This window comes from Cupriavidus sp. 01T418, from assembly GCF_056398885.1.
On sequence record NZ_JBFTQG010000013.1, the window covers coordinates 65,908 to 85,514 of the forward strand.

Genomic DNA, 19,607 nt, shown 5'->3' on the forward strand with positions numbered 1-19,607 from the left:
GTAGATGGACGTCTTTCAGTTTCGCGAGCACATTGTTGCCGAATACGAACAGTTCACGCGTAGCTTCACGCGCATCCGAGCCGACGACATTCGGGACTACGTCAATGAGCAATACGCCAGCCAGAAGTACTGGCCGGAGCCGCTCATCCAAATCAACCCGAACTTCAAGTCTGGTGGAACGGTCGAGGAGTTCGTCGCCGCCGGTCAACTGAGCGCCCAGTGCGCCGACATCTTCCGCCTTGGCAAATCGCCTTCATCGGCTGGAGTCTCCTTGCCGCTGCACAAGCATCAAGCGGAAGCCATTAGCCTGGCTGCCGCCGGCGAAAGCTATGTGCTGACCACCGGTACAGGTTCCGGCAAGTCTCTCAGCTACTTCATTCCCATCGTCGACGCGTGCCTCAAAGCCAAGGCCGTCGACCCGACACCCAAGACCAGGGCTATCGTCATTTATCCGATGAACGCTTTGGCTAACTCCCAGTTGGAGGAGCTGAAAAAATTTCTGGGTTCGAGTCTCGCAGAGCGGGCAGTGACTTTCGGTCGCTACACCGGCCAGGAGTCCGATGAAGAGCGGCAAGCCATGGCGGCCAACCCGCCGGACATCCTGCTAACCAACTTCATGATGCTCGAACTGCTGATGACCAGGCAGAACGACATCGACAAGGCTGTGATGCGCAATGCCAAGGGCTTGCGCTTTCTAGTGTTGGACGAGCTCCACACCTACCGGGGCCGACAGGGTGCGGACGTGGCCTTGCTGGTTCGCCGTGTGCGTGAAGCCTTGGCAGAGAACCTTATCTGCATAGGTACCTCGGCCACGATGGCCACCGAAGGCACCCAAATGGCAAGAAACGCCGTCGTGGCAAAGGTCGCCTCACGGCTGTTCGGTACGAGCATCACCGACCGCAACATTATCACTGAGACGCTTCGGCGCACCACGCCTGAAGAAGAGACCATCGCAACGGTCTCAACTCGCTTGGCTGACGCCATTCGTGTGGGCGTTCCCGAGACGGCTGACTTTGCTTCACTGGCGTCGCATCCTGTGTCGGTCTGGGTGGAGCTGACCCTCGGCCTGACCTATGAGGATGACAAGCCGAGGCGGGCGCGTCCCCGGACATTGGCGGAGGCCGCGCGACTGCTGCACGAGGCATCGGGAGAGCCCGTCGGCACCTGCCTGGGCTATATGCAGAAGTTCATGTTGCTTGCTTACGCTATCCAGGATGATGCAGGCAAGTCGCTCTTCGCTTTCAAGCTGCACCAGTTCATTGCCGGCGGTGGCAAGGTCTATGCAACTTTGGAAGCATCGCGCCGCCGTGCCATCACCCTCGAAGGTCAGCAGTTTGTCTCGGGGGACACCAACCGCATCCGCCGCTATTTCCACGTCCACTTCTGTAGGGATTGCGGCCAGGAGTACATGCCAGTTTGGGACGCCGAGAGTCCGGAAGGCCGCACCTTCAACGTGCGCAGGATTGAAGAGCGGCAGCACGACGACGAACAAGTCAAGTTCGGCTTCCTGCTTCCGGGTTTGGAGGGCTGGGACCCGGCCGACCCCGAGCGCTACCCAGAAGGATGGGGCGAAGAGCGTGCGGATGGGGAGTGGCGCGTTAAGTCGGATAAACGCAAGTTCCTTCCTCAGGCCGTCAAAGTGCGCCCCGATGGCGTCGTCACAGGTGAACTAGGCTTGGATGCGTGGTTCATCCCAGGGGCTTTCCGCTTCTGTCCGGTGTGTGGCACGACCCACACCACGTCCGGCAAGGATGCTCTGCGGTTGACGTCCCTGTCTGGCGAGGGCCGTAGTTCCGCCACCACGATGCTCACTGTGTCAGCGCTACGCTATCTCTATGAGCAAGACCAGCAACTGACACCCGACGCGAAGAAGGTCCTGGGCTTTTCCGACAACCGACAAGACGCCGCATTGCAGGCGGGGCATTTCAACGACTTCCTGCAAGTCCTTCTGACGCGCTCTGCGTTGCTATCCGCGGTTGAGAAGTCTACGTCGAAGGTGTTGAGCGAGAAAGAGGTTGCCAATGCCGTTTTCGAAGCGCTGGGCTTCCACCGTGATGACCTTGGCGTGCGTGCCGAGTACATGCAGCAGCCGGAGGTCAAGGGCAATACGCGACGCCAAGTGCAAGAGGCCATGCGCGGCATCCTGGGCTATCGCAGCTACTTTGACCTTCGCCGCGGCTGGCGATTCAACAACCCCAACCTCGAGCAGTTGGGGCTGATTCGCATCGACTATCAGGACATCGACGACCTCGCGGCCGATGACGATGAATGGTCTGGTGCTCCTCAGGTGCTGCAGGCCGCACGTCCCGCAGAACGTGCCACTGTACTGCGGGCTCTGTTCGACTTCATGCGGCAGGGGCTTTGTATAGCCACGCGGTATCTCGACCGTACTGAGCTGGAGCAGTTGCGCACACAGAGCTATGCCAACCTCTGTGAGCCTTGGGGCTTCACTGAAGACGAGCGCCCGCAATCCGCCAAGTGGTTCGTCACGACGCGTCCGCGCGAAGAGACGGACCGCAAAGGGCGGCGCCAGAACGTGGACGATTTTCTCGTCATCGGCTCCAGCCGCTCCCGCCTTGGCAAGGACCTCCGCAAAGGCAGCACCTGGGGAGGCGCCAACCCGTACTACAGGCAAGTCAATGACCAAACCTATCCAGATGTCATCGCAGCTCTGTTGAAAGCGGCCGAGTCCTACGGTCTGGTTCGCAAAGAGGAGACCGATGTCGGTCTGACCGGTTGGCAGCTGAATGGCTCCGCGCTCGTATGGACGCGAGGGTCCGGCCAAAGCGCCCGCCRGGCCGACGATAACCCGTTCTTCCGCGGGTTGTATCAGAACATCGCGGCGCTGCTGGACAGCCCGGTTCATCAGCTGTTTGACTTCGAGGCCCGTGAACACACAGCCCAAGTGGAGCAGGACGACCGGCTGGAGCGCGAAGCCCGCTTCCGCTTCACCGACAAGGACAAAGCTGAATGGCAGGCGAAGACAGGCACGGCGCTGGAGTGGCTGCCAGTCCTGTTCTGTTCGCCCACCATGGAGCTGGGCGTCGACATCTCCTCGCTGAACACAGTTTACATGCGCAACGTGCCGCCCACGCCGGCCAACTACGCGCAGCGGAGCGGCCGTGCGGGTCGAGCAGGCCAACCGGCCCTAGTCATCACCTACTGCGCGGCGCAGAGCCCGCACGACCAGTACTACTTCCGTGACCCTGTCCGCATGGTTCATGGTCAGGTGAATGCGCCTACGCTGGACTTGGCGAACCTTGAACTCATCAAGAGCCACATGCACGCCATCTGGCTGGCAGAGACGGGCAAGAAGCTCGGCAACAGCGTGCGCGACCTGCTGGACATGAACCGGCCAGCGAAGCTTCCCCTCACCGAGGAGATGACTTCGGACCTTGACAAACCTGAGGCGAAGCTGCGCGCTCACAAGCGCGGCCTCAAGGTACTGGGCATGCTGAAGGACGAGCTCACGCCGCAAAAGGCGCCATGGTTCAGTGAACAATGGGCCGAGACCGTTTTCCAGCGTTCGTACATCGAGTTCGATGCAGCGCTGCAACGCTGGCGCGACCTCTATCGCGCCACCGCTCAAGCCATTGACTTGAACTTCAAAATTGAGAACAACCCGGCGGCAAGCGAACGGGAACGGCGTGAAGCCCAGCAGCGCCACAACGAAGCCCGCAAGCAGCGAGACCTGCTGCTTGCTGGTGACAGCGCCTTCAATAGCGATTTCTACACCTACCGCTACATGGCCAGCCAGGGCTTCCTGCCCGGCTATAACTTCCCTAGGCTGCCCCTGCTTGCCTACCTGCCAGCTCGCCGCGGGCACATTGGCCGAGAGAGGTTCCTGTCACGTCCGCGTTTCCTGGCGCTCGGCGAGTTCGGTCCGTATAGCCTCATCTACCACGAGGGCAGTCAATACCGGGTAACCAAGGCCCTACTGACCATCACTGGGCAAGACCAGGTCAGCGACGGCGCCCGTCTTCCTACGGAGGTTGCACGCTTGTGCCCTGCATGTGGCTACGGTCACTTCCGCTCGCAGCGCGATGCAGACCGCTGCGTCTCTTGCGGGGCATCGCTGGACGGCGCCCAAGAGGTCAAGAACCTCTATCGCATCGAGAACGTCTCCACCAAACGAGCCGAGCGCATCACCGCCAACGAGGAGGAGCGCGTTCGACAAGGCTACGAGATGCAGACAACGCTGCAGTTTGCTGAATCAGACGGCAAGCTACAGTTGGTCACCACGGTCGCGAGTGATGGCCAGGGTCCCTTGCTGGAGCTGCAGTACGGCCCCGCAGCCACCGTCTGGCGCATGAACTTCGGATGGCGACGCCGCAAGGAGAAAGCCATCCAGGGCTTCATGATGAATCCCGTGACGGGGCACTGGGTCGGTGGCGTCGACGATGGCAACGGTGAGTCTGAAACGGAAGGCGATGCGCCACCCGACAAGACGCCGCCGCAGCGCATCGTTCCCTATGTCGAAGACCGGCGCAACATCCTCATCGTACGACCGCATTACAGGCTTGGTGTTCTGTCCGCAGAGACGCTGACCACGCTGCAATACGCTTTGAAACGTGGCATCGAGGCGGTGTATCAACTCGAAGAGAGCGAGTTGATGGCTGAGCCCCTCCCAACGCGCGACAACCGCCGGTCCATCCTCTTCTTCGAAGCGGCTGAGGGTGGCGCCGGGGTGCTGACGCGCCTGGCGACCGAGCCAACCGCCATGGCTGAAGTGGCAGCCAAAGCCATGGAGGTAATGCACTTTCTGCCCCCCGCACCCGGCCAACCCTGGTTGCGCAAGACTTTAGACGAAGAGCGTGATGCCGATGGCCAGCCGCTATGCGAGGCTGGCTGCTACCGATGCTTGCTGTCCTACTACAACCAGCCGGACCACACGCTCATCGACCGCAAAGACAAGGATGCCGGTGGCCTGCTGCTAGACATCCTTTGCCGCGTGACGTTGGCCAGCACAGCACAAGGCACGCAAGGTCGTGCGCCTGAGCAGCATGACGCCGAGCTATCACGCACGGCAGGCAGCAGCCTAGAGCAGGCCTGGCTGGCTCATGTCACAGACAACGGCTACCACAAGCCGGACCGCGGCCAACACACGATTGCCGCTGCAGGCGCTTGCGCAGACTTCTTCTACGAAGACCTCCATCTGGCGGTCTTCGTCGACGGCCCTCATCACGATGCTGAAGGCCAGAAGCAAATGGACGCCGACATCAATCGCAAGCTCGATGAAATGGGCTACCTGGTCGTGCGGTTCCCCAAAGAGACTGCGGCCTGGCCCGACATATTCAAGCGCAACACGGACCTGTTTGGTCCTGGCAAGAACTGAGTCAATATGAACGAACCGTTGCCGGAGTTCCTTCCGGGAAGTCTGATTTCCGCTCGCGACCGCGAGTGGATAGTGCTGCCCGAGTCCAACGCCACCACATTGCACCTGCGGCCCCTGGGTGGCGGTGAGCGTGACGAAACCCTCATCTTCCTACCCCTGGAGCGCCAGCCGGTTCAACCGGCGACGTTCCCTTGGCCCACGGTCAGTCAGGCTCGCAACCACTCGGCCAGCCAACTGCTGTTGGATGCCTTGCAGCTCAAGTTGCGCAGTGGCGCGGGTCCCTTTCGCAGTTTCGGCAACATCGCAGTTGAGCCTCGGGCCTACCAACTCGTCCCGCTGTTGATGGCACTGAAGCTGCCCACAGTGCGTCTACTGATTGCCGACGACGTCGGTATCGGCAAGACCATCGAGGGGGCTCTCATCGCCCGTGAACTGCTTGACCGCGGCGAAGTCCAGCGTCTCGCCGTGCTCTGCCCGCCCCATCTGTGTGAGCAATGGCAGCGTGAACTGGCAGAGCGCTTCCACATCCATGCAGTGGTGGTGCGTTCGAACACCGCCGACAGGCTGGAACGTGACCTGCCGCCCGGCACCTCCGTGTTCGACGCGCATCCGTTCACTGTGGTGAGCCTGGACTACATCAAGTCCGAACGGCGGCGCGAGGCCTTTCAGCGCTTCTGCCCCGAGTTCGTCATCGTGGACGAGGCACACACATGCACGCAAGGCGGAAAAGGCAGACAACAACGCTATCAGTTGCTCAAGGGCCTGGCCGAAGACGCCAACCGGCATATGGTGCTGCTAACAGCCACGCCACATAGCGGCGACGAAGAGGCGTTTTTCAACCTTTTAGGCCTGCTGCGCACCGATTTTACGCAACTCAAAGACCTAGCAAGCACCCAGCGCAGCGACCTGCGCGAGGCACTGTCTCGCCACTTCGTCCAGAGGCGGCGCCCCGACATCGCCGAGTGGCAAGACGCCTCCATGTTCCCGGACCGCAAGACGGCCGAGGTGACTTATCGCTTGACAGGAGCCTGGGGCCAACTGTTCAACGACGTGCTGGTCTATGCCCGCGAGCTCGTCGAACGTGCAGAGGGAAAAGGCCTTCGCGAGCAACGCATGAACTGGTGGGCAGCGCTGGCCTTGCTTCGTTGCATCTCATCGTCGCCTGCGGCCGCCGTCAATTCGTTGCGCACGCGACTGCGTGGTGCTCAGGCAGAAGAAGGCGATTCTGAGACGTTGTGCCTCGAAGACCTGGAACTGCAGGCCAGTGACCGTGTGCTGGACGGAACGGACGACGCGTTGTCAACCGATGACATCGAGCCCGGTGCGCAGACCGAAGACTCCCAACGGCTCCAGGAGCTGATTGCTGCCGCCGATTCACTGGCTGGCAGCCCAAACGACCCCAAGCTGGCAAAGTTGCAGGAGCACCTGGCCCTGCTGCTGAAAGAAGGCTTCCAGCCCGTCGTGTTCTGCCGCTACATCGCCACGGCGCACTACCTAGCGGCTTATCTGCGCGACAAGTTCAAGTCCGCCACGGTCAAGGCCGTGACGGGCGAGCTCACACCCGGCGAACGCGAAGCCGCCGTTGAACAGTTGGGCGAGAGCGAGACCCGCATCCTGGTGGCCACGGATTGCTTGTCCGAAGGCGTCAACCTTCAGAACCTCTTTACCTCCGTCGTCCACTACGACCTGAGTTGGAATCCCACCCGCCATGAACAGCGGGAAGGCCGGGTAGACCGTTTCGGCCAGAAAGCCCGTGAGGTCCGTAGCACCATGATGTATGGCGAAGACAACCCAGTGGACGGTGCCGTGCTCCAGGTCATCCTGCGCAAGGCCGAGAGCATCCGCAAGGAGCTGGGTGTCCTAGTGCCCATGCCCGATGACGAGGGCAAGCTCACCCAGGCGCTGCTGAATGCCGTTCTGCTGCGCAAGGGCACGGCCATCAACGCGCAGTCACAGCTCGACCTGTTTGGCGAGCCCGCCAAGCAGATTGAATTGGCATGGCAGAGCGCCAAAGAGAAGGCCAAGCAGAACCGCTCCATTTTCGCGCAACGCCGCCTAAAGCCAGAGGACGTGCTGCCCGAGTGGCGCAAGTCGGCTGCGGTGCTGGGGGGCGAGGCCGATGTCGAGCGCTTCGTCAGTCGCGCATCCACCAAGCTGGGCGCGCCGTTGGAGCCCGTTCGCGGGTACTACAAGCTATTGACCGAGCACTTGCCACAGCCTATTCGCGAACGCCTCAGTGCCGAAGGCATCGAAGGCACGTTACGCATCGACTTTCATCAACCCGCTGCACAGGGCGCACTGTTCATTCACCGTACGCACCCGCTGGTGGTGGTGTTGGCGGACACCTTGCTCGAGCGAGCGCTCGATACCACCAACGGCGCCAGTGATGAAAGCGCGGTCGCTCGTGCCGGTGCTGCCTTCGTCGGCAACGTCCAGGTCAAGACCACCGTTCTGCTGCTGCGCATGCGCCACCAACTCAGTGTCACGCATGGCAGCCAGACGCGGCTCATACTTTGCGAGGAGTCCGTGGCTGTGGCCTCGGCAGGAGCGGCGTCGTTCGAGCTGATGTCTGCCGACAAAGCTCGCGAGCTGCTGGGCACCGAAGCCACCCGCAACATGCCGCCCCCCCTGCGAGACCGCCAGTTGCAAACGGCGCTTGACGCGCTGCCGGCATGGCAGCCGCAACTGGAAGCAATCGCCAAAACGCGTGCCCAAGAGCTGCTGCAAGACCACCGTCGCGTGCGTGAGGCTGCTGATGCGAAGGGCACCTACCAAGTCACCGTCAGCCTGCCCGTGGACGTGATGGGCGTCTACGTGCTGGTCCCTGCCGCTGCAACGCAAGGCGAGGGAACCTGACAACATGACACGTAAGAAGATAACCACCCTGGCATACCGAGCTATCCGTATTGAAGGCGGGCTCATCCCCGCAGACGAGCTCACCCGCCTGACCACGCTGGCCGACCCGGCTTCGACAGAGCAGACTGAGACGCAATACCGAATCTCCAAGGGCCTCAAGCTGCGCGACGAGATTGCTCGCGACTTCAAGATTGCCTTGAGCTTGTGGAAAGACTTTCAGGCGCTGCGCATGCGCACCGATGTTAACGCCCATGAGGTGACCGTCCGGGAGCTCTTGCTGCCTCTGATGCGGGATGTGCTGCACTTCTCAGACATTGGCCGTTGTGCGGTCATCGAGAGCACTGGCCATAACTACGCCATTGGCCATGCCGCCGAGGGCGGTCGTGTGCCCCTGGTCTTTGGCGCACATGACCAGCCGCTGGATGCGCCGGCGGAGCGTTTCGGCGAGACCAACCCGGACACGGGCAAGGTTCGTCGACGTAGCCCTTTCATGCTGACCCAAGAGGCCCTCAATGCCTCCGATGCCTCCCTGTGGGCCATCGTCACGAACGGCTTGACGCTGCGCATCCTGCGCGACAACCCCAGCCTGACTCGCCCGGCTTATGTCGAAGTGGACCTGGAGGCGCTCTTCACCGAAGAGCTCCACCCCGACTTCACAGCGTTCTGGCTGCTGGCGCATGCGAGCCGATTTGGCAGCCCCCCTGGTGAACCCACCAACTGCGTGTGGGAACGCTGGAGAGCAACGGGCCAGGCAGCGGGTGTCACCGTGCGAACCAACCTGCGCTACCAGGTGGCCGATGCCTTGCGTGCTCTTGGCACGGGCTTCCTCTCGCACCCCGCCAACGGCGAGCTGCGGGCGGCCCTGCAACGCTTGGGTGGCGAAGACGGAGCTTTTGGCCGCCAAGCCTTCTTTGAGGAACTACTGCGCCTGGTCTATCGGCTCATCTTCCTTTCGACCGTCGAGGACCGAATTGACAAGACCGGCGGGCAACGCCTCATCTTCACGCCCGACGCTTCACCCGAGGTCCAGCAGCGCTACCTGTCCGGCTATTCGATGACATGGCTGCGGGAGCGGGCTGTGCGGCGCAGCCAGCACGACCGGCACTCGGACCTATGGCAAGCGCTCACAATCACCTTCGGCGCATTGGCTAAAGGTGAACCGCATCTTGGTCTGCCTGCGCTTGGGGGCCTTTTCGATGCAGACCAGTGCGCGTGGCTCGATGGCGCGCAGTTAGAAAACCGCTGGTTGTTGGCCGCCGTTTTCCAGTTGGGATGGTTCCGAGCCGACGGCAGCCTGACCCGTGTCAACTACCGCGACATGGGTCCAGAAGAGCTGGGCAGCGTGTACGAGAGCCTCCTGGAGCTAGACCCTCAGCCAAGGATGCTGTTTCAGGCAGCATCTGCGATTTTGACTTTCACTGGGGATGACGACACGGACCCTAGCAACCGCGGAAACGCTCGCAAGTTGACCGGCAGCTACTACACGCCGGACAGCCTAGTTCAGGAACTCATCAAGACGGCTCTGGACCCGGTCATCGCGGACACAGTTCGCGCCAACCCTGAGCGCCCAGTCGAGGCCCTGCTGGGCCTGACCATCTGCGACCCTGCTTGCGGCAGCGGCCACTTCTTGCTGTCCGCTGCCCGGCGCTTGGCAGACGAAGTGGCCCTGCACCGAGCCGCGGCGGAGCGTGAAGGTGGCGCCCCCACACCCGTGGACTACCGCCACGCGCTGCGCGACGTGGTCAGCCACTGCATCTTTGGTGTGGACAAGAACCCTATGGCCATTCAGTTGGCCAAGACGGCGCTGTGGCTGGAGGCATACTCACCCGACCGCCCCTTGTCCTTCGTGGACCATCACCTTCAGGTGGGCGATGCATTGTTGGGCGTGCTGGACCCAAAAGTGCTGGAGCACGGTATTCCCGACGAGGCCTACGCGGCGCTCTCTGGCGACGACAAGACCGTGGCCTCCGCTTTGAAGAAGCAGAACAAGGCCGACCTCAAGAGCTGGAAGGCCATTGCTTCCGGCGACCTGTTCACCCAAGCGGGTCTCGCCGTCAACGCGGTGGCAGTGGAAACGCTGTCGGACGACTCTCCCGAGAGCATCGCGGCCAAGCGCGCCGCATGGCGCGAAGCACAGGCCGTTGCCCAACGCTCCACACTGGCGCGCTTGGCTGATACGTACGTTGCTGCTTTCGTCGCGCCCAAACTGGCGAACACCGGTGAGCAGGTGCCCCTGTCTGGCTATCTGTGGAGTGTGCTCAGTGGCCAAGCGCCGAAGGCTGATATGGAAGAGGCGGCGCAGTACCTGTGTCGCACGTACAGCGTCTTCCATTGGTGGCTGGCATTCCCGCAGGTCGCGGCCAAAGGTGGTTTCTCGGTCATGCTGGGCAACCCACCCTGGGAGCGAATCAAGCTACAAGAAGAAGAGTTCTTCGCCAGCCGCAGTCCGCTTGTGGCCACGGCCAAGAACAAGGCCGAGCGCAGCCAGCGCATCGAGTGGCTGCGCGAAGGTGTCCTGCTTCACAATCTGAATCCCGACCTGGAGCGAGCAGAGGGGCTTACACCACCGAACAAGGCAGAGATGGCGCTGTACGAGGCCTTCATCGCTGCCCGCCGAGGCGCAGAGGCGGCCAGCCTCTTTGCACACGACGGCAGGCGCTACCCGCTAACCGGTGTTGGCGACGTGAATACCTACGCGCTGTTTGCCGAGACCTTCTTGCAAGCCACATCGCCGCACGGTCGCGCTGGGTTCATCGTGCCGACTGGCATTGCCACGGACGACTCCACCAAGGCGTATTTCGGGCATATTGCTTCCAGCGGGAAACTGGCCAGCCTGTACGACTTCGAGAACGGCGAAGCTGTCTTCCCGGCGGTGCACCGCAGCTATAAGTTCTCGCTGCTCACCCTGGGAGCGGCGCCCGAAGCCGAGTTCGTTTGCTTTGCCACGCAGGTGCCTCAGCTTTATGACCCACGTCGCCACTTCCGGCTGGCGCCCAGCGAGTTCGCGCTCATCAACCCCAACACACGCACCTGCCCGGTCTTTCGCAGCGAACGCGATGCCGAGCTGACCAAGAAACTCTACCGCGCCGCGCCGGTCCTTATCCGCGAAGCGCAATTTGGTCCCGAGGGAGGACTGCTTGAGGCCGAGACCAACCCCTGGGGAATCAGGTTCCAGCGCATGCTGGATATGGCGAACGATAGCGGTCTGTTCCTTGACCAGCCCAGCAGTGAATCGAGCCCGGCCAACGCGCCGTGCTGCCTTCCGTTGTACGAGGCCAAGATGATTCATCAGTTCGACCACCGCTGGGCCACTTATGTCGACGCGCCCGACAAGCCGAGTGGCCTGGAAACTACCGATGTAAGCTCCACGCAGAAGGCCGACCCGACCTACACCGTGCGCCCGCGCTATTGGGTGCCTGAACGGGAAGTACTGGCCCGCATCGCGCGCGTGCCGGTGCGTGTGACTAGGGGCTGGCTCGCGCTGCATGCAGCCGATGTTGACCCGGCCTCGGCGCAGGCCGACGAAGCGCTAGCTGACCTGCTTGCGGCGCTGGCTGCCTGGGTGGCCGGCGAACTCTTCACCCGTGCTGCCGGCACGCCGTCGGCAGGTAGCGGCTGGATGCACCAGCAGGTCCTGCCGCACATAGCGCCCGCAGAAAACGCGTTACGCACACGCTTCCGTCGCCTGTATGAAGTGTTGCAGGGTACTGGCCTGACGACGAAGAAGGCGCTCGCCGAGTTCCCGAAGTGGGCTGGACAGAACGGCGATGCGAGACTGGACGACGTCGAACTTGACCGCCTGGCCGCAGCGCTTCGCGCCCCACGTCTGGCCCCCGCGTTGCTCGACCTGCTCAACGAGTGGATGGACCGGCGCAGCCCTCGGTGGTTGATGGGATGGCGGGACATCTGCCGCAGCACGGACGAGCGGACGGTGATTGCATCGGTAATTCCGCGGGTGGCCACTGGTGATACGGTGCTCTTGATGTTTCCTGACCCAAAGCATGGCTCAAAGTTGGCTGGACTACTGGCTGACCAGTGCTCCCTGGTTCATGACTTCGTCGCGCGGCAAAAGGTGGGCGGAACGCACCTGAAATACCACGTCAAGAAGCAAATCACGCATTTGCCGCCAAGCGTGTATCGACCAGTGGAACTGGCCTTCATCGTTCCCCGCGTCCTCGAACTCACCTACACCGCCCACGACCTGCGCCCCTGGGCCGATGACCTAGCCGCCTACGACCCCCGCCCCGCGCCCGAACGGGGTCAGCCCTTCGCATGGGACCCCGAGCGCCGCGTACATCTGCGCGCCGAGCTGGACGCCTACTACGCGCGCCTCTACGGACTGACCCGCGAAGAGTTGCGCTATATCCTCGACCCCGCCGACGTAATGGGACCCGACTACCCCAGCGAAACCTTCCGCGTGCTCAAGAACAGCGAGATGCGGGAGTTCGGGGAGTACCGTACCCAACGCTTGGTGCTGGAGGCTTGGGACAGCCTTGAGCAAGGAGAGGCTCGCTGACATGTTGACCCACATCAAGCTCAACAACTTCAAGATTTGGCGCTCCACTGGCCAGATGCAGTTGGCGCCGCTGACGCTGGTGTTCGGCACCAACTCCTCCGGTAAGTCCAGCCTCATCCAGAGCCTGTTGCTGCTGCGCCAGACTGTGAAAAGCCAGGACCCGAACCTCGACCTGAACTTTGGCAATCCAGACTCCGGCGACTCCGTCGTGCTCGGGCAGTTTGCAGACGTGTTGTGTCGCCACGGCGCCGCCACCGAGGCGGTCAAGGCCACACAGATTGGCATTGAGTTTGGCTGGCGGGCCGGGGAACCTGGCGGAGAGGCGGGAACGTTCACGGCTCGGTATGTGCAAGGCCGGGGCGGTAGCGCCGATTTGGCCTACCTGCGCATTGGCAGCGCCGGGCGGGGTTTCACTGCGCAGTTGGGCAGGCATGGAGCCTACAAGTTGCTGCCGGAGAGTGCACGTTACTGGTCCAAGCAATCCCTAGCATTCAAGCCGCAGCGGTCGTTCTCGTTCTCAGACTCAGCGGCGCAAGCGCTTGGGGCCGACGCGGACCGTATCTTGTCAGTGGGCCCCATGCTGCTGGACGAACTGGCACGTGTCATTTACCTTGGGCCGGTTCGGCGCTTGGCGCAGCGCGACTACGTCTGGAATGGCCGTACACCCGGTTCCATCGGTGACGATGGAACCCGGGCCGTCGACGCTTTGATTGCCAGCGGCGTGGCCAAACAAGATGCGGCCAAGCGCGGTTTGCCTCTACCCGACGCTGCTGGGCTGTTCACCGGCACCGCCCAATGGCTGAGCCGCATGGGCCTAGCGGATGACCTGCAGGTGCGCCAGCTCGGGCGGTCTGCGCGCTATGAATTGCTGGTGGTGAACAACGGCGAGGTGTCCAACCTGAAAGATGTAGGTGTGGGCGTGTCTCAGGTGTTGCCAGTGGTGGTTGCGGCACTCTTTGCCGGGCGGGGCAGCATCGTCATGGTCGAAGAGCCTGAGAGCCACTTGCACCCCGTGGCACAGACAGAATTGGCCGAGATGCTGGCGTCGGTCAGTCAGGACCGAGGTGTCCAGTTCATCGTTGAGACGCATTCTGAACAGCTCCTGCGCCGCATGCAGACCCTGGTAGCGCGCGAAATGGTGAGAACCAAAGACCTTCGCATGTATTACGTTGAGCGAGAGGGAAAGGCGGCCAATCTGCAGTGGCTCGAGGTGGACCCGTTTGGAACCATCAAGCCCTGGCCAGAACAGTTCTTCGGAGATTCGGCCGGCGAGGCAAGAGAGCAGGCCAAAGCGCGTGCAGAGCGCATGCGGAAGGCGGCCAGCAATGCCTGAAAGCCGCGTGGTGGATACCAATGTTCTCATCCTGGCCAGCGCTGCGCACGCCACGTCACCTTTCCCCGAAAACGAAACGCCCGTCAACGAAGCCCAGCTTCGAGAACAAGTGCTGGTCTGGATGGAGGCATTCGAGAACGACCCGCAGCGCCATGCTGTGCTGGATTGGGATTGGCACATCTGCACTGAGTATCGGAACAAGCTTACCGAGCAAGACTACGGCTGGCTCGCACTGATGCACAAACGAGACAAGAGCGAGGTGATTTGGGTCGGCATCGAAGTCGATGAGCACTGTCATGCTGTGCTGCCTCCCGCCTTGGCGGAAAGGGTGACTGACTTGGAGGACCGGAAGATGGTCGCGTCTGCGATGGCAGTGGGTGACGACGCTCGCCCCTGCAAGCTCACCAACGCCTGCGATACCGATTGGCTGGACTGCGCCGACGCCTTGAAGGCGGCAGGTGTGGAAACCGAACATCTTCTCGATGACTGGTTGCACGAGAAGTGGACGGAAAAGAAGGCTAGGAAGGCGTGAAGAAACTGTTCCGCTTCCCACACACCCCGCACCTGACTTGGCTCGGTGACGGTGAGCCACGAGACGACAAGGTTCTCTCGGCTGGAGAGGCGCGCGAGCTGCTGGCGTTGGACGTGGTCGTCGAGGAGAAGCTAGACGGTGCCAATCTGGGGTTCTCGGTCTCCGCTAACGGCGAGCTCCAGGCTCAAAACCGCAGCCACTACTTGATGGCGCCCTACACTGGCCAGTTCAGCCGTTTGCGCTCATGGATGCCCGCGCATGAGGAAGAGCTTATCGAGGCGCTGGGTTCAGACCTGATTGCCTTCGGTGAGTGGTGTGCAGCACGGCATTCACTGAGCTACAACCATCTGCCGGATTGGTGGTTGCTTTTTGATGTCTACGACCGGAGCGAGCGGCGATTTTGGTCGACCGCGCGACGTAATCAGTGGGCGGTCGACCTGGGTATATCCACCGTGCCGACACTGGACCGAGGCAAGCTCTCGCTCAGCAGCCTGGAGCGAATGCTGCAGGAAGGCAGTAGCGCGTTTTCAACAGGTCCGCTGGAAGGTGTGGTGGTCCGCTCGGAGGATGACGCTTGGCTCAAGACCCGGGCGAAGCTGGTTCGCGCAGACTTCACACAGAGCATAGAGAGCCACTGGCGCACCCGGGCGCTTGAGTGGAACAGACGGAGGGAGATTGAATGACCGACACCCTGTACAAAGAGGTGCAGTACATACTGAACAGCCTCATCAGCCATCTAGGCCGGCCTGAGAGCCGGTGGAGCATGGGCTACGGCGAGTTCTTGACCGCTCGTCAGCCGCTCATTGGCCGCGTGATTCGCGCTGCGTACGAGAAGTTATCAGGTGGCGTGGCATGACTCCGCTGGAGCGCCTTCGCCTGGAGAAGGCCGCTGCAGATTGCGGCTTTGAGCGCACGCCCGCGTTGCAGGATGATGGCGGGCTGGCGCTGCGTTCGGCCCAGTTTCCAGAAGCGATTGTTGTGTATGCCGACGGAGGCCGATTCCGCGTCTCAGCTTCGGCTGCGGAACTGCTCGATGGCGCTGACGGCGGTGCCATCGCTGTGGCCGACCTCGACCACCTCTATGCCACACTCCAATGCGCTTCGGCCATCGCCAGAACCATGCCCAACCGCGTGGCCGACCAGTTCCGACGCGAGAAGCTGCACCTGCCGCAAACCACCGAAGCCGAGCGCCTGCTCGTACAGCGTGTAGGGCAAGACCTGTTTCGAAATGCACTGATGGATTACTGGCTGGGGCGTTGTTGCGTCACTGGCCTCGCCGTGCCTGCCTTGCTGCGAGCGTCACACATCAAGCCTTGGGCCAAATGCCAAAACGACGACGAGAGGCTGGACGTTTTCAATGGGCTTCTGCTCGCTCCCCACATTGACGCGCTGTTCGATGGCGGTTGGATTTCATTCTCGGACCAGGGTGGCCTACTCATGTCCGAGGCCTTGCCATATGCTGCTAGAGCCCAACTGGGGGTCTCGTCGGAATGGACGATTCGTAATCTCAAGCCAGCCCATGTGCCATACCTGACATTCCACCGAACCAACGAGCTTCGCAAGGCATCTTGAAATCATGGACACTTCGCGCCTTTTTCGCCCAAACAGATTGAAGCAGTTGCACGCGTGCTGGCGGATACGAATTGACGTCGGCGCGCCTCGGACGCTTCGCAGCAGCTTCTTCCAATATGTCGCGCACTAGGCGTCAACTACGTCAGAAGCCCGGAAGCAATTGCTGCGGCGAGTTTGGCATTGCGGCCGTATTCCAGAGCTTCTGGGCCAATGGATGTCGGCTGAGATGAATGAGCCGATAGAGCGGGCCCCGGTTCATGTTGACAAACAGTGGTTTGCTCTGCGCTACCTGCATTGTCGTCAGGTTGGATACGAGTGATTCCCAATACTGCAGATATGCATTGACCCGCTCGTGCTTCGGCACTACATCCAGGTTCAAATTGTCTCTCCACCCCGGCGCTGCAGCATCCAGCCGTGAGCTGGACAACTTGAAGTCGCCGCCAACGTTGCGTTGAACGTCCATCACACTGAAGTGGATGAGGATGTCGATGTTGGGACGCGACGAGAGCTTGCGAATAATCTCGAAATCGAGATGCTCTATGCTGAATGGGTCAAGAAAGGCGAAATGCAGTCCCTTCGGCAATGCCGCCAAAACTTCATCGACGGTCTTAGCGGCACTGCCAACGAGGGTTCGCACGGATGCTCCCGCTGCAACCAAGCGCTTCTCACATGCGAGCACGGATTCCGCATCAAGGTCTCCGATGAAAAGCTCGTTGAACGGCGCCCCTCCCCGCTGCGACATACGCCATGCCGAAAGAACACCACCGTCGGATATAGCTTTTGAATCCCGATTCAGGACGCGCCCAGGCCCGGCGAAAAGGTCGATGAACGAGGCGTACCCCCACTTTGCACGAGCCTTCCGGGCAGAATCGATATAGCGCGAGAGCGCAACATGTTTCTCTTCTGACCATGCACCCACTTTCATAACGGGCAGACCATCGTCAGGGTCGAAGAGACGCTCTTCTGTCTTTTTCAGTTTCACGCTTCCAACTCCCTTTTAGCGCTTGTATGTGGGTTCAAAGAGTATCCCAAGTTGTTCGATGGCCGGTCCAAAACCTGTTAATCTTGCAAAAAACCGAGGCCCCAAAAATACACCTTATGGCCAAGACTGACGACAAGTATGAGTGGCACGTTGGGCTTCCCCCACCAGTCCTCGACCAGCATAGCGCCGTGAAGCATTCGATTATCGAGAGCTACGTGAGCCGCTACATCGAGACGGTAATGTCCCAAGCCATCATCCCAAAGGTCACTTTGTCGCTAGTCGATGGTTTCGCGGGTGGCGGGGAGTACCTCAGCGAGACCGGAGGTGGCTCAATTGATGGGACACCGTTGCTTATGCTGCGAGCCGTCCACGAAGCGCGAGCGAAAATTAACGTTGGCAGAACTATCACCCCACGGGAAGTGGACGCCGAATTTTTCTTCGTCGAGAAGAAGAATGAGTCTGCCCAGTATCTTCACCAGCATCTCGCAAAGCGACGTGCGGAAGGAGCGATAGCGGACAACGACTACCAGAGGGTTCAGCTACGCAACTCCAGCTTCCTCGACGAACTGCCGCACATCGTTGCGCGAATCAAAGCGCGCCGGAATGGTTGTCGCTCCATATTCTTGCTCGACCAATACAATTATCACGCTGTGCCGATGCGCACGATACGGTGGCTGATGTCGGAGCTTCCTGGAGCTGAGGTCATCCTCACCTTCAACGTCGACTCGCTCATGACATTCCTCAGCGACAGCGAAAAGAACCGCAAACCAGTACGAGCTATTGACCTAGAGCAATACATCCCATGGGAACGGTTGAAAAGCTTGAGGACAGAGCAGGACTGGCGCACATCGCTTCAACGGCACATCGCTCATGGTATCAAGGTTGAAACAGGCGCACGGTTTATGACGCTGTTCTTTGTTCGACCGCTGGCCTCGAATTCGTGGAGCTACTGGCTTGTGCACTTGTCCCAACGTTATAAGGCCCATGACGTCATGAAGGCCCTGCATTGGGAGCACTCCAGCGAATTTGGTCATGAACTGGAGCCAGGCCTCTTCATGCTTGGCTACAACCCGCGCCGGGACGAAGACTACAGCGGGCAGTCGTCGCTGCTATTCGACCAGAGCGGCGAGCAGAAATGCGTGGAAGCGCTGACCGACCAGTTCGGAAGGCTTCTGGCCGACAAGCGGCAGCTAGTCACCGTCGCTCAGCTGTTCGAGGAAAATATCTCGAACACCATGGCCGATGAATCGCGCCTACAGAGAGTTCTACGGAGCATGCATGCTGCGGGTAGCATCGCGGTGTCTACGAAGAATGACCGCCGGCGCCGACCGTCAAAGATTTACCTGCCCACGGACGTTATTGAACACTCGCGGCAGATAATCCTTACCTGAGCGTGTCGTCTGGTAAGGACAGTGCGTTAAGGCATATCGTCCCAAGTGCGGCCGTCAAGGAGGCGGCCGTTTGCCGTTTTGGAGCGGCGCACGCCGTCTTTGCCCCAGGTTCCCCATTGTTTGAAGAAAAACTTCACGTCCTGCTTCTCACACTGAGCTTTGACCCGCTGCACCCAAATTTCGTCCATGGGGCGCGCTTTCGGACCGGACTCTCCGCCCACGATAACCCAATCAATATTTCGGAGGTTCAGCTTGCCGAGGTCCTCCAGTAGCGGCTCCACGGAAAGGAAACGTATGCCGCCCTGAATCCGACGCAGATGGTCTATTCGAGGCACGCCATGCCGGCGGTCTTCCACGGATACGCCAAGCCACGCATTCGGTGGCACGTCATGACGACTGCAATATGCAGCGAGCCGCTCCGCGCGCTTGGTGAGAATTTGGAACGTGTGCTGGGGGCAGTCCCGGATGGAATCGAAGACCTGAGATATGTAAGCGTCCGAAACCGACTGATGGAAGAGGTCCGACATCGAGTTCACGAAGTAAACAGTCGGACTCTTGCGCTTCCGAGGTTCATCAAGCCGGTTTGGGAGCACGGTCAGTCGAAAGCCGTTCTCGTAGCCTGGCGTCCCCATCGCTTGCAGACGCTTTGCCATGCCTTCGGCATAACAGTTCTTGCAGCCCTGGGAGATTTTCGTGCAACCGACTGTTGGGTTCCACGTGCGCTCCGTCCATTCGATTTTGCTTTGCCCGCCGCTCATTATTTGACCTCTCATTTGGTGTGCGATTCTATCGGGCTTCACGCGACCGGTCTGCGATAGCCATGTTTGCTTCAGGCAATCGAGCTTCAGTCGCTTGCAGCTCTCCGGCGCGGCAACGGCAAAGCCAACGCGGACGGCTCACTAGAACGCCTCCGGAGCACCTTTCTTACACTGTATAAATATACAGGGTTCTGCAAAAATTTAGTACGTCACTGACCGGAACGACCCGGCAGACGCCTGGAGCATTGTGAACGCCTGCTGCGTGTACTCGAGAGGTTGGATTGCGCGCAAGCCGATTGGGACGCAGGAGGACACCGCCCGGCTTGGGGAGG

At 60.8% G+C, this 19,607-nt stretch carries 11 protein-coding genes; 9 read left to right on the plus strand and 2 right to left on the minus strand.

Annotated features, from left to right (window positions below; translation table 11 throughout):
* Positions 1-4 precede the first annotated feature (4 nt).
* From AC1DQ3_RS15710 to AC1DQ3_RS15745, 8 genes are read left to right on the plus strand one after another with little or no spacing between them, the layout of a single operon-like run.
* Positions 5-5,335 carry a DEAD/DEAH box helicase gene (locus tag AC1DQ3_RS15710; protein ID WP_477121095.1) on the plus strand — a complete coding sequence of 1,777 codons (5,331 nt, stop codon included), beginning with the start codon at positions 5-7 and terminating at the stop codon, positions 5,333-5,335.
* A gap of 6 nt (positions 5,336-5,341) precedes the next feature.
* Complete coding sequence (locus tag AC1DQ3_RS15715; RefSeq protein WP_477121096.1) at positions 5,342-8,191, plus strand: helicase-related protein; 2,850 nt, start codon at positions 5,342-5,344, stop codon at positions 8,189-8,191.
* A gap of 4 nt (positions 8,192-8,195) precedes the next feature.
* Positions 8,196-12,707: an Eco57I restriction-modification methylase domain-containing protein gene (locus tag AC1DQ3_RS15720; RefSeq protein WP_477121097.1), complete on the plus strand. Its 4,512-nt coding sequence runs from the start codon at positions 8,196-8,198 to the stop codon at positions 12,705-12,707.
* Between the two features lies 1 nt (position 12,708).
* Complete coding sequence (locus AC1DQ3_RS15725) at positions 12,709-14,040, plus strand: AAA family ATPase (protein ID WP_477121098.1); 1,332 nt, start codon at positions 12,709-12,711, stop codon at positions 14,038-14,040.
* Positions 14,033-14,572, plus strand: a complete 540-nt coding sequence (locus AC1DQ3_RS15730; RefSeq protein ID WP_477121099.1) for a hypothetical protein — start codon at positions 14,033-14,035, stop codon at positions 14,570-14,572. Before AC1DQ3_RS15725 ends, AC1DQ3_RS15730 begins: the two co-directional genes overlap by 8 nt.
* The gene (locus AC1DQ3_RS15735; protein ID WP_477121100.1) at positions 14,569-15,255 is read left to right on the plus strand and encodes an RNA ligase family protein; all 687 of its coding nucleotides are present in this window, start codon (positions 14,569-14,571) and stop codon (positions 15,253-15,255) included. Before AC1DQ3_RS15730 ends, AC1DQ3_RS15735 begins: the two co-directional genes overlap by 4 nt.
* Entirely contained in the window at positions 15,252-15,428 is a 177-nt protein-coding gene (locus AC1DQ3_RS15740) for a hypothetical protein (protein WP_477121101.1), read from the plus strand. The genes AC1DQ3_RS15735 and AC1DQ3_RS15740 overlap by 4 nt, the downstream gene beginning before the upstream one ends.
* Complete coding sequence (locus AC1DQ3_RS15745; RefSeq protein ID WP_477121102.1) at positions 15,425-16,144, plus strand: HNH endonuclease; 720 nt, start codon at positions 15,425-15,427, stop codon at positions 16,142-16,144. Before AC1DQ3_RS15740 ends, AC1DQ3_RS15745 begins: the two co-directional genes overlap by 4 nt.
* 142 nt (positions 16,145-16,286) lie before the next feature.
* Here the strand turns inward: AC1DQ3_RS15745 and tcmP are convergent, their stop codons facing one another.
* Positions 16,287-17,126, minus strand: a complete 840-nt coding sequence (tcmP, locus tag AC1DQ3_RS15750; RefSeq protein ID WP_477121103.1) for a three-Cys-motif partner protein TcmP — start codon at positions 17,124-17,126, stop codon at positions 16,287-16,289.
* Between the two features lie 188 nt (positions 17,127-17,314).
* Between tcmP and AC1DQ3_RS15755 the strand changes: the two genes are divergently transcribed.
* Positions 17,315-18,517, plus strand: a complete 1,203-nt coding sequence (locus tag AC1DQ3_RS15755; protein ID WP_477121104.1) for a three-Cys-motif partner protein TcmP — start codon at positions 17,315-17,317, stop codon at positions 18,515-18,517.
* Between the two features lie 26 nt (positions 18,518-18,543).
* On the opposite strand, the gene AC1DQ3_RS15760 is transcribed toward AC1DQ3_RS15755, so the two are convergent.
* The gene (locus AC1DQ3_RS15760; RefSeq protein ID WP_477121105.1) at positions 18,544-19,275 is read right to left on the minus strand and encodes a DUF5131 family protein; all 732 of its coding nucleotides are present in this window, start codon (positions 19,273-19,275) and stop codon (positions 18,544-18,546) included.
* Positions 19,276-19,607: the final 332 nt, after the last annotated feature.